The sequence below is a fragment of the Propionivibrio pelophilus DSM 12018 genome (genome assembly GCF_059569095.1).
Genome location: NZ_JCANUT010000008.1, coordinates 50,403 through 62,300, shown reverse-complemented (window position 1 = coordinate 62,300; position 11,898 = coordinate 50,403). Strand labels below are relative to the sequence as shown.

The following is an 11,898-nucleotide window of genomic DNA, read 5'->3' as shown; positions in this document are numbered from 1 at the left end:
GCAGCGTCGTGGCCCTTTTTACTGCAGGTTCTCTGATCGCACGCGGCTTTGCCGGGATGCGCATGTTGCTGTCGGCGCTCGCCGTGCTGGCGCTGCTGCCCGCTTTCCTGCCCGCCTACGGGAGCGAAGCGGTGACCCTGCAACTCAAGTGGCGCCATGCCTTCCAGTTCGCCGGCTATTACGCGGCGCTGGCGAAAGGCTATTACCGCGACGCCGGTTTCGACGTGACGATCAAGGAGGCGGTGCCGGGGCAGAATGTCGTCGACGAGGTCGTTTCCGGGCGCGCGCAGTTCGGCGTCGGTACGAGCAGCCTGTTGCTGGCCTGGCAAGGTGGCCAGCCGATTGTCGTGCTGGCGGCGATTTTCCAGCATTCCCCGTATGTCGTGATGGCTCGCCAGGAGGCGGGGATCGGCAGCATTCACGATCTCTTCGACAAGCGCCTGATGATGGAGCCGCTGTCCGACGAGATCCTCGCCTATCTCCAGCGCGAGGGGATTCCGATGGACCGGGTGACCCGGCTCGAGCATACGTTCAATGTCGCGGATCTCATCGACGGGCGTACCGATGCGATCTCGGCCTATGTCACCAACCAGCCCTTCCAGCTGCGCCTGGCCGGGGTTCCGTATCACGTCTTCTCGCCGCGTTCGGCCGGCGTCGATTTCTATGGCGACAACCTGTTCACTTCGCAGCGCCTGCTGGAACAGCAGCCAGCACGGGTACAGGCCTTTCGCGATGCCAGCCTGCGCGGCTGGGAGTACGCGATGGCGCATCCCGATGAAATCATCGAACTGATCCTGGCGCGCTACAACACGCCGGGGCATTCGGCCGACTATCTGCGCTTCGAAGCCGGCCAGATGCGCGACCTGATCCAGGCGGATCTGGTCCAGCCAGGGTACATGCATCCCGGGCGGTGGCAGCACATCGCCGATATCTACGCGGAAATCGGCATGCTGCCGCCGGGTATCGAACTGGACGGCTTCCTCTACACGCCGGATCCGGAGACTAACTTGGGCTGGTTGTATCGACTGCTGGCAGCCGGTCTCGCGGTCATCGCGCTGGTTGGCGCGGTCAGCCTGTACGTGTTGCGCATCAACCGGCGCCTCAAGACGAACCTCGCCGAGGTGCATGCGGCGCACGACCGGTTGCAGGTGCTGTCGACGGCGATAGAGCAGAGTCCGACCGGCGTGGTGATCACCGGTACCGATACCCGCATCGAGTACGTCAACCCCCATTTCTGCAAGATCAGCGGCTTCGACAGTGCAGACGTGATCGGGAATACCCCGAATCTCGTCAATTCCGGGAAGAACGATCCGGCCATCTATCGTGAAATGTGGGCGGCGCTGAATGCCGGGGGCGCGTGGTCGGGCGAGTTGCTGAATAAGCGCAAATCGGGAGAAACGTACTGGGAGGAGGTGCATATCGCGCCGGTGCGTGATGATGCCGGGGTGACGACCCACTTCGTTTCCGTCAAGCTCGATGTTGATGCGCGTAAACGGGCCGAGGCGCAGGCGCGGCAGCTGATTGACGATCTGACCCTGGCCAATGCCGAATTGAAGGCGCTCAATGAGCGCCTGGAGCAAACCAAGGGCCAGTTGCAACAGTCGGAAAAGATGGCTGCTGTCGGTCAACTCGCGGCGGGTGTCGCGCACGAGATCAACAATCCGATCGGCTTTATCCGCAGCAACCTCGGGACGTTGGGCGAGTATGTCGACGGCTTGTTGTCGGTCGTTGACGCCTACCAGCGGGCGGAGCCGGCGCTGGCGGCGCATCCCGCGGTGCGCGAAGAGTTGCAGAAAGCCAAGGCAGACGCGGATCTGACCTTCATTCAGGAAGACGTCGGTGTGTTGCTTCGCGAATCGCGCGAAGGTGTCGACCGGGTCCGGGCGATCGTCGAAAATCTCAGGGAATTCACCCGGCTCGACGTCGCCGATCGGCACGCCTTCAATCTGGAGCGGGGGCTCGACAGCACCCTTGGCGTCCTTGAAGGCGAACTGCGCGGCAAGGCCGAAATCGTTCGCGAGTACGCCGGTTTGCCGGACGTGGAATGTGTCGCCGCACAGATCAACCAGGTCTTCATGAACCTGATCACCAACGCCATGCAGGCCATTCCCGGGCGAGGGGTGATCATGCTGCGTACCGGCTGCGATGGTGATTCGGTCTGGGTGGAGGTTGCCGACGATGGTATCGGCATCGCGCCGGAAAACCTGTCTCGGGTATTCGATCCCTTCTTCACCACCAAGCCGGTTGGCAAGGGGACCGGGTTGGGATTGTCGCTGGCTTATGGCATTGTCCGGCAGCACGGCGGTAGCCTGACAGTCCGCAGCAAGCCGGGACAAGGTGCGACGTTCCGTTTCGCCTTGCCCTCGGGGCGCGCTTGCGACGCAGAAGGGGCAGGGGCAACAGCATGAATTTGCTCTCCTCCCTCTTCAAGGGCTGCCGAACGCACACATCGCAAATGCTCCGTCATCCCGGCGAATGCCGGGATCCAGTTGGTGCTCCGAAAACCTGGATTCCGGCCTTCGCCGGAATGACGGCGGGGTTGTGTGCATGCTATAGCCCTTGACTGGGAGGCAGAGGCACTTCATGCGATTGCCCTGGGGTAGGGCCTCAGTCTGAGACGGGGGCGGCTTCCGCGGTACGCCGGCGAGGTATCGTGAGGCGGAACGTGGTGCCCTTGCCGACTTCGCTGTGTATCTCCAGCCGTCCCTGGTGGCGCTGGACGATGCCGTAGGCCAGCGATAGTCCGAGACCGGTGCCCTTGCCGACCGGCTTGGTGGTGAAGAAGGGCTCGAAAACGCGCTTGAGGTTTTCCGGCCTGATGCCGCAGCCGGTGTCTTCGACTTCCACCCACACCTCGTTTTCGTCGAACCCCGTGCGCAGGGTGATCGTCCCGCGTTCCTCGATCGCGTGCGCGGCGTTGACCAGGAGGTTCATGAACACCTGGTTGATCTGAGCGGCGATGCATTCGATTTCGGGCAGGCCGGCGTACTCCTTTTTGACCTCGGCCTTGTACTTGATTTCGTTCCAGACGATGTTGAGCGTGCTTTCCAGCCCTTTTTCGAGATTGGCGTGATGCCATTCGGAGGCGTCGACACGGGAGAAGTCGCGCAGGTTTTCGACGATCGTCTTGACGCGCTGCACGCCGTCGAGCGACTCGTTGATGAGATCGAGGATGTCGTCGCGCAGAAAATCCAGGTCGGCGGCGATTTTGGCTTGCTGCAGCGAGGTCAGCAGGTCCGGCTGGCCGGTCAAGGCCTTTTCCACCTCCTCGTAGGCCGAGAGCACCGAGAGCATGTTCTCGACCTGGCCTTTCAGCGAGCCGAGGTTGGAGTTGACGAAGCCGATCGGGTTATTGATCTCGTGCGCGACCCCGGCGGCGAGCTGGCCGACCGACGCCATTTTTTCCGACTGCAGCAACTGGCCCTGGGTGTCCTCGAGCTTCTTGATCAGTTCCTGTTGCGCGGCTTTTTCCTGCTTGAGTTCGCCGATCAGCTCGTTCAGGCGCATCTGGTACATCGCCGTGTCGGTGTAATCCAGCAAGGTGACGCAGACATGTTGTACTTCACCGCCAGCGTCCTTTTGCGGCAGCAGGATGCAATTCTGGCGCATCGCGTCGATGCCGCCGGTGATCGGACGGTTGTGGTTGAAGCGGAAGAGGAAGGGGCGTTGCTCCCACGAGGTGAACGCGTAGTTCTTCAGGATGAACACGCTCTCGATCTTGCGGGCCAGCCATTTCTGCGGCAGTTCGGGAAAGCACTCGAACAGATTGCGGCCGACGACGTCCGCTGCCGGACGCTGGCTGTGCATGGCCATGAAGCGATTCCACAGGACAATGCGGTAGTCGCGATCGATGACGAAGACACCCGCTTCGAGACGCTCGACGATGAACTCCAGCAATCCCCGGTCGATGTCTTCGGTCATGGTCAGAGCGTTTCGAGAAAGCGGTCCAGTTCTTTGCCCAGGCGGGCGATTTCACCGGCCGGCATCATGACGACGAGGTGGCAGGCAAACGATCGCTGCTCCAGGGTGAAGCAGACCTCGATGAACAGCGCCCGGCTGTGCAGGATTTCATCCGTCCGGATCAGGTCGCGCGGCGAAATGTCGATGCCCATGATCGACGGGGCCGAGAAGCCGATATCGACGCCCAGTGTCGAGGCTACGCCGCCGAGGCAGGCGCCGACCAGGATGTTGGAGACGTCGAGCAGCAGCTCGATTTCCTCGATCCGGTCGGTGTCGTCGTAGCCCATCAGTTCGGCGAGTTCGCTCGGCGGCCCGCCGGAAAAGACGATGATGACTTCGCCGCGCAACTGCCCGTGGAACGCCTGCCGCACGGCGAGGATGTTCTTCTCGCCGACGAGTTGTTGCAGCACGGCGGGGATGTCCTGGCGCTCGACGTTGGCGATGCGGGGAATCGACAGGCGAACGAACTCGCCCCAGATCCTTGCGATGGACGAGCCGGCCTGACCCATGCCGATGTTGGCGATCTCCTGCAGCGCGTCGCGCTGGTCGTCGGAGAGGGTGGTGTTGGTGTCGACGCTTTCGGTTTCTTCGCTCATACGACGATTCCATACTGTTTCAGCACGTCGCGCAGGCCTTCTGCGGTGATCGGCTTGCGGATGAAGGCGATCGCGCCCATGGCAAGCACCCGTTCCTGCGCCTTTTCCTGCACGTCCGCCGAAACGACGATCACCAGACAGTTCAGGTCTTCCTTGCGCAGCGTTTCGAGCACCTGGTAACCGTCCATGTCGGGCATGGTCAGGTCGAGGAACATCACGTCGACGCGACCGGCACGATAGGCGGCGAGCGCCTCTATGCCGTTGGCGGCCTGCGTGATCTCGATGTCCCAGTCCGGCGGCAGGGCCTTGATCAGCATTTTTCGGGCGATCGGTGAATCATCGACCACCAGGACGGATACCGGCATTGCAATTTCTCCGTGGTTACCTGTCGTTTGTTTCCCGTGCTCGAACCTGCGTTTTGATTGCGCAAGCATAGCCGAGTTTTGCGTGTGTTGTCCCGGTGCGGCGCATCGGCAGGACCAGGCGGAAGCAGGTGCCGCCCCCCGTTTCGCTTTCCATTTCGATGCGTCCGTCGTGGCTCTGGACGATGCCGTAGGAGAGCGCCAGACCGAGTCCGGCTCCCTGGCCCACGGGCCGCGTGGTGAAGAAAGGATCGAATATCCTTGCCCGGATGTCTTCCGCGATACCGCAGCCGTTGTCGCTGATTTCCACCCATACTGCATCGTCGCGCGCGCCGGTGCGGATGCATGTTCGACAGGGTCTGGTTGAGTTCGGTGAGCTCGACAAGCCGGCACGAGAGTTCGGATTCCGCCGCCTTCCGGGCGCGAATATCGTCCTCCATCTGCCGGTTGGCGGCGATCAGTTCCCGGCGTAACCCGGCGACGCGGGCCATCGCCTTGAGCTTGGCGCGCAATACCGGTTCCGGCACGTTCTTCGGAATCAAGTCGTCGCCGCCGGCGTCGATGGAGGTGACGAAGTTCTCGGGCGTATCGACCGAGGTCAGGAAAACGATCGGCGTCCATGCCCATCGCTGCGATAACTCGACCTGGCGAATGCGGTTGGTTGCCTCGAAGCCGTTCATCACCGGCATCTCGATGTCCATCAGTACTAGATCCGGCGCTTCTGTCCGGAATTTTTCCACCGCGATGGCGCCATTCTCGGCGGCAACGACCTCGTGGCCGATCTCGCCGAGACGCATGGCGAACACGGCAGCGGCGGAAAGAGAATCGTCGACCAGAAGGATTTTCATCGTCAATACCTCCGTGTCAAAGAGCTATGCGGGAAGCGTTCTGGCGGTTTGCGCGACAGGGGTGTCGTTCGCATCGTAGAGGCGCGCAATGGCCGCGATCAATTCGCCGCGCCGGATCGGCTTGGTCAGATAGTCATCCATGCCGGCCGCCAGGTAGCGCTCGCGGTCGCCGGCCATGGCGTGGGCGGTGACCGCGATGATCGGCAGGTGCCGCGACAAGCCCGATTCGCGTGCGCGGATTTGCCGCGTGGTTTCAACGCCATCCATTTCCGGCATCTGGATATCCATCAGGACGATGTCGAAAGACTCCGATCCGAGCAGGTCGAGTGCTTCCTGGCCGGAGCCGGCAACCGTCACCCGCTGCCCCAGCTTCTTCAGGATGGCGGCCAGCAGCCGTTGATTGACCTTGTTGTCCTCGACGATGAGGATGCGGCGGCCGGGCGTCGGGGCGGGGGCTTCGTGGCGTCTCTGGCTCACGGTCGGCATGGCGTTCGGGGCGGCGACCGCACAGGGAAGGGTGAGGCGGAAGGTGCTGCCTTTCCCCGGTTCGCTTTCGGCCCGGAGCGAGCCCCCCATGCGTGCCGCCAGTTGGCGCGAAATGCTCAGGCCGAGGCCGGTGCCACCGAACTGACGGGTGACTGACGAATCCGATTGCACGAAGGCCTCGAAGATGCGCTCGAGCTTGGCGGGGGGAATGCCGATGCCGGTATCGCTGACGGCGACTTCCAGGCAGGCTGTGTTCTGGTTGACGGGGGCGAGATTCGTCAGGCGGACGCGCACTCTACCCCGTTCCGTGAACTTGATGGCATTGCCGAGCAGGTTGGTGACGACCTGCCCGAAACGCACCGGGTCGCCGTATGCCGCGGGCGGCACGGAGGTGTCGACATCGAGATCAAGTCGAAGTGACTTGGCCTGCGCCTGTGTTTGCATCGAGGAGACGATCGATGCCACTGTCTTGCGCGGATCGAACGGGATGTGCTCGATTTCGAGCCGGCCGGCCTCGATCTTGGAGAAGTCGAGGATGTCGTTGATGATGGTCAGCAGATTGTCGCCGGACGTCTTGACGATCCCCAGATACTCGCGTTGCTCCTCGGAAAGCGGCGAGTCGAGCAGGACCTCGGTCATGCCGAGAATGCCGTTCATCGGCGTGCGGATCTCGTGGCTCATGTTGGCAAGGAAATCGCTTTTTGCCCGGTTGGCGCTCTTTGCCTCTTCGAGTGCGGCGGCCAGATCGCGGGTGCGCGCGTCGACCAGCTCGCGCAGGTGGTCACGGTGCCGTTCGAGTTCGGCGGCCAGGCGCAGGCGCTCGGTGATGTCGCGCGCGATGCACAGAACGTAGTAACGGCCACCCCATTCGATGCGCGTTGCGCTGACCTCCGCATCGAACAGGCTGCCGTCCTTGCGTTTTTGCACGGTCTCGAAGAATTGACCGGCGGAGGAAACGTTCCTGACTAGTTCCATGAGCTGCTCGCGGTTGTATCTCGCTTCCCAGTCGGCGAAGTGCAGGCGGCGAATTTCCTCGGTGGAATAGCCGAGCATGGCGGCGAACTGGCTGTTCGATTCGAAGACGCTGCCGTCATCGTTGAGCACCACCACGCCGTCATGCATGTGTTCGAACAACGCGCGCCGGCGCGAGGCTTCGGCGGCGATCTGCGCTTCCGTCTGGCGCTGGGCTTCCTCCTGCGCGGCGAGGGCAACGATCAGCTCGTCGAAATGGCCGGCCAGTCGCCCGATCTCGTCGCCCTGGCGGTCCTTGCCGACGCGGATCGAGCGATCGCCCCGCCGCAGCGCGGCCATGCCTTGCGCGATACTGGAGAGCCGGGTGGTCAGCTGCCGCGCGCTCCACAGGTGCAGCGCAGTCAGCGCCAGCATCGAGAGCGCCAGCAGGGCGGCGACGCTGCCGAGCAGCAGCCGCTTTTCGCGCGTGTAGGGCGCCTCGGGGAAACCGGCGTAGATCATTCCCAGCGTGCGCCCCTCGCCGTCGCGGAGGGTCTGGTAGCCCGAAATCTGCCAGCTGTCGAGCACCTGCGCGCGTCGGGCCCAGGTTTTTCCGCCCTGCAGCACCTCGTTGACCACCTCCGTGCTGGCGCGCGTGCCGATGGCGCGGTTCCCGTCCGGAAGAACGAGGTTGGTGGCGATGCGGACATCGTCCAGGAGAATCGAGGTCGAGCCGGCGACGCTGCCGATCTGCGGATTGACCGGGAAAACGATGTCGCGGATGTGGTCGATCAGGCCCAGGTTGCGATTGAGCAGGATGCCGCCGAAGAGGATGGCGTCGGGATGTTTGCTCGACAAAGGGAAGTGCACGGCGAAGTTGATCAGCAGGGCGCGGCGCATGCCGGCCTTGTCGCCCTGCATTTCAAGCTGTGCTCTTTGGCCGAGCGTTCGCGAAATCAAGGTCAGTTGCGCGGCGCTCAAGGTCTCGTATTCGACCGTGGCGACCCCGGTCCGGGCTTGCCGGGTGACGAAGGTATCCGGGACCGGCTGGCCGGCTTCGGCATTCGTGCTGGCGGCGATGATCTTCCCGTCGTGGCTGGCGATCAGGAGAAAATCGAACTGGTTTTCGCGTGCCAATCCGGCGAGCGCGTCGGCCAGCTCGGTTTTCGGCGCGATGTTTGCGGTGTGTCCGGTGAGGGCGCGGGTCAAGCGGTCCGAGCCGGCCTGCTGTTTGATGGTATCGAGCGAACGGGCCTTGATCTGGTCGAGGTAGGTGCGTACGCCTTCCACCTTGCCGAGCGCGTTCGACGCCAGCGCGCGGTCGAAACTCGAGCCGCCGACGGCGATCAACGCGGCCATGATCAGCGGAAAGGCGATCAGCAGCGGCACCAGGCTCAGGGTAACCAGCCGCGTGCGCAGCGAATGCGTCCACCACGCCCGCCATCTCGCCAGGTTTGTCGCAGTACGCATCATCTGTCGTCGCGTTGTCGAGTGGCCAACGGTGCCGCTCATTCCGGCTTGGCGTAGCTGCCCATGCGAATGACCCGGAAAAACACCCGTCGCCGGGTATCTCCGTTCTTGTCGAAAGCGATCTCCTGCTGCAGTCCCTGGTACGGCCCGGCGCGGAGCGCAGCGTCCTTGAGGGTTTCGCCGCGCTTGCGCTGTTTGAGCGCGGTCAGCACGACGGTTGCCGCATCGTGCGCGGAGACCGAGCTGTACCCGGGCGGGCGCTGGAAGCGTTTGAAATAGGCTTCGGCGAAGTCGCGGTAGCGTCCCGACTGATCCTCGCGGTCGTAGTTCTGCACGATCAGCAGTCCTTCGACGAACTCGCCTCCAAGATCGATCAACTGCTCCGTTGCCGCCCACTCCGCCGCGCCGATCGGCAAGGCCGGGGCCTGTCTGCGCGCGGCCTGGGCAAAACGCGCCACGTCGAGCGCGCCGGAGATGAAGAACAGGCTGTCCGGTTTTGCGGCGAGCATCTCTCCGACAATTTTCGCAAAGTCGGTGTCGGCCGCCGATTCGTAGGGGACGGCGGCAGCGATGGTGGCTTTTTCGGCGGCGATTGCCGTACGGAATTCGTTCAGCCACGATTCAGTGAAGTTGCGGTTGCGCAGGTCGTAGGCCACGGCGATGTTGCGCTGGCCAAGACCGACCATCACCTTTGCGTACTCCTGGGCGTTGTCGCGCGTCGTGCGGTTGATGCGGAAGAGGTTGTCGTCCTTGCCGTAGAAGGCCATCGACGTGATCGTCGGGCTGATCTGGAAGATGCCTGCCTGGCCGGTGATCGGGACAATCACTTCGGCCATGCCACTGGTGAAGGGGCCGATCACCGCCTCGACCTTCGCGTCGACCAGCTCTTTCGCCGCTTTCTCCGCCGTTTCCGGGGCCTGCGCATCGTCCCGTGCGATCAGTTCGACCAAACGGCCGTCGACGCCGCCGCTCCGGTTGAACTGCTCGACGGCGAGGGTGGTGCCGTTGAGCCCGGATTGGCCGTTGTCGGAATTGCGGTCCGAGAGACCGCCGATGAAGCCGATCTTCAGCGGTTCCTGTTGTCCGCAGCCGAAAAGCAGGAGGGCGGACAGTGCAGCGAAAAAACAAGGCATGCGTGTCATGGGATTTCCTTTTCGAACTGGCTTCTGGACTCGGCCGATAACTCGTAAAATTAGTACTGCACTTGATTTTAGCGTTAAAAACGATATATTTGAAAAAAACGATATATTTGAAAAAAACGATAAATATCTAATTACAGAACAGCCATGAATGATCAATCGTGTTCGACCCGGGAAGCCGCCGAGGCTCTGGGAATCTGCGTCCGTACTGCCCAGTTGTGGGTGGAACAGGGGCGCTTGCGGGCGTGGAAAACGCCAGGCGGGCATCGGCGCATCCTGAGCGAATCGGTCAACGCCGAGTTGCGTGCGCGTGAAAAGGAATGTGGTGGCGGCGCGCCGATCTTCGACGTCCTGATTGTCGAGGACGAGCGCATCCAGCGGCAGATTCTCCAGGCTAAGGTCGCCGGCGTTTCCAAGGAAATCAGCGTGCGCACGGCCTACAACGGTGTCGAAGGGTTGATCAAGATCGGCGAGCGGCAGCCGCAAATCCTGATCACCGATCTGATGATGCCGGGCGTCGACGGATTCCACCTGCTGTCCACCCTGACGTCCAGTCCGTTGGTCAGGCCGATGCAGGTCATCGTAGTGACAGCGATGAGTGACGAGGAGATCCTGGAGAAGGGCGGCTTGCCGGAAGGCGTGGTGCTGTTTCACAAACCGGTGCCGATTCCCGATCTGCTCGCCGTCGTGCGGGCCTATTTCAACGGCTGGAGTCTGCAACGCAAAACGCTGGAGTGAGAGGAGCATCCATCATGGCAGGGGGAAAGGCGACCATCCTGGTTGTCGATGACGAAGTTAACAACCGCAACGTCATGGTTGCCCAGCTGGCGAGCGAGGGCTACGAGCTGCTGACGGCGGCCAGTGGTGAAGAGGCTTTGGAGCTGATCGACCGGCGCTTGCCCGATCTGATCCTCCTCGACGTGATGATGCCCGGGATCAGCGGTTTCGACGTGGCCGAGATTCTCAAGTCGGAGGAGCGCACGGCCAGTGTCCCGATCATCATGCTCACGGCGCTGGGTGACAGCGACTCGCGTCTGACGGCGTTGAACAACGGTGCCGAGGAATTCCTGACCAAGCCCGTCGCGCGCGCCGAACTGCAGGCGCGCATCCACAACCTGCTGAAACTGAAGAAATGCCAGGACCGGCTCGCCGACCAGGTCGTCAGCCGGACCAATGCGTTGGAAAGCGCCAACCAGCAGGTAAGCGAGTTGCGGGATCAGCTGCTGCATTCCGAGAAACTGGCGGCGATCGGCCAACTGGCGGCGGGGGTGGCGCACGAAATCAACAATCCCGTCGGCTTCGTGAATGCCAATCTGGGCACGCTGAAAGGCTACGTCAAGGACATCCTGCGCATGATGCGCGCCTACGAGTCGGCGTGCTGCGAATCGGCGCGCGATCCGCAGGTCGATGCCAGGCTGATGCAGTTGCGCACCGAGCTGGAGTTGGACTACCTCCGTGATGACGCGCCGCTCCTTATCGAAGAGTCGCTTGAAGGACTCGCGCGTGTCTGCCGGATCGTCCAGGACCTCAAGTGCTTCGCCCACGTCGATCCGAACGAGCTGTGGATGCTGGCTGACCTGCACGAATGCCTCGATTCGACGCTGAACATCGCCACCAACGAAATCAAGTACAAGGCCGTGGTTCTCAAGGAATACGGGGCGATTCCCGAGGTCGAATGCATTCCTTCGCAAATCAACCAGGTCTTCCTGAACATTCTGGTCAATGCCGCGCAGGCGATGCCGGAAAACGCGCAGGGAACCATCACCGTGCGCACCCGCCGGGAAGGCGAGGCGGTCTGTGTCGAGATCGCCGACACGGGCTGCGGGATCGAGCCATCGGCCTTGCCGCGGATCTTCGATCCCTTTTACACGACAAAACCCGTGGGCAAAGGCACCGGGCTGGGATTGTCGCTCTCCTACGGGATCATCCAGCGGCACGGCGGACGGATCGAGGTCGACAGCGAGTCTGGCAGGGGGACAACATTCCGCGTTATGCTGCCCGTCGTGCGCCTGGATATCCGGAACGAAGCCGCTGCCGAGTCCGCTGTCGAGTCTTCTGCGGCGTGAACCGGTGGTCTGGCGAGGTT

9 protein-coding genes are annotated in these 11,898 nt (G+C 62.5%); 3 read left to right on the top strand and 6 right to left on the bottom strand.

The genetic code is table 11. From position 1 onward, the window contains the following. The first annotated feature begins 8 nt into the window (after nt 1-8). Nucleotides 9-2,408: an ABC transporter substrate-binding protein gene (locus BO74_RS05995; RefSeq protein ID WP_496440799.1), complete on the top strand. Its 2,400-nt coding sequence runs from the start codon at nt 9-11 to the stop codon at nt 2,406-2,408. A gap of 199 nt (nt 2,409-2,607) precedes the next feature. Here BO74_RS05995 and BO74_RS05990 read toward each other — a convergent pair whose 3' ends face one another. From BO74_RS05990 to BO74_RS05965, 6 genes are read right to left on the bottom strand one after another with little or no spacing between them, the layout of a single operon-like run. Then, nucleotides 2,608-3,921, bottom strand: coding sequence for an ATP-binding protein (locus tag BO74_RS05990; protein WP_496440797.1), 1,314 nt, complete (start codon nt 3,919-3,921; stop codon nt 2,608-2,610). A 2-nt stretch (nt 3,922-3,923) separates the two neighbouring features. Next, entirely contained in the window at nt 3,924-4,556 is a 633-nt protein-coding gene (locus BO74_RS05985; protein WP_496440795.1) for a chemotaxis protein CheC, read from the bottom strand. Continuing rightward, nucleotides 4,553-4,921 carry a response regulator gene (locus BO74_RS05980; RefSeq protein ID WP_305073475.1) on the bottom strand — a complete coding sequence of 123 codons (369 nt, stop codon included), beginning with the start codon at nt 4,919-4,921 and terminating at the stop codon, nt 4,553-4,555. Before BO74_RS05980 ends, BO74_RS05985 begins: the two co-directional genes overlap by 4 nt. Continuing rightward, nucleotides 4,867-5,766 (bottom strand): response regulator, encoded by a 900-nt coding sequence (locus BO74_RS05975; protein WP_496440793.1) that lies wholly within the window; start codon nt 5,764-5,766, stop codon nt 4,867-4,869. The genes BO74_RS05980 and BO74_RS05975 overlap by 55 nt, the downstream gene beginning before the upstream one ends. Nucleotides 5,767-5,790: 24 nt before the next feature. Next, nucleotides 5,791-8,673 carry a response regulator gene (locus BO74_RS05970; protein ID WP_496440792.1) on the bottom strand — a complete coding sequence of 961 codons (2,883 nt, stop codon included), beginning with the start codon at nt 8,671-8,673 and terminating at the stop codon, nt 5,791-5,793. A gap of 38 nt (nt 8,674-8,711) precedes the next feature. Continuing rightward, entirely contained in the window at nt 8,712-9,815 is a 1,104-nt protein-coding gene (locus tag BO74_RS05965) for an ABC transporter substrate-binding protein (RefSeq protein WP_496440790.1), read from the bottom strand. A 144-nt stretch (nt 9,816-9,959) separates the two neighbouring features. Here BO74_RS05965 and BO74_RS05960 point away from each other — a divergent pair, with 144 nt between their 5' ends. After that, nucleotides 9,960-10,550 carry a response regulator gene (locus tag BO74_RS05960; RefSeq protein ID WP_496440789.1) on the top strand — a complete coding sequence of 197 codons (591 nt, stop codon included), beginning with the start codon at nt 9,960-9,962 and terminating at the stop codon, nt 10,548-10,550. A gap of 14 nt (nt 10,551-10,564) precedes the next feature. Beyond that, nucleotides 10,565-11,878: an ATP-binding protein gene (locus BO74_RS05955; RefSeq protein ID WP_496440787.1), complete on the top strand. Its 1,314-nt coding sequence runs from the start codon at nt 10,565-10,567 to the stop codon at nt 11,876-11,878. Nucleotides 11,879-11,898: the final 20 nt, after the last annotated feature.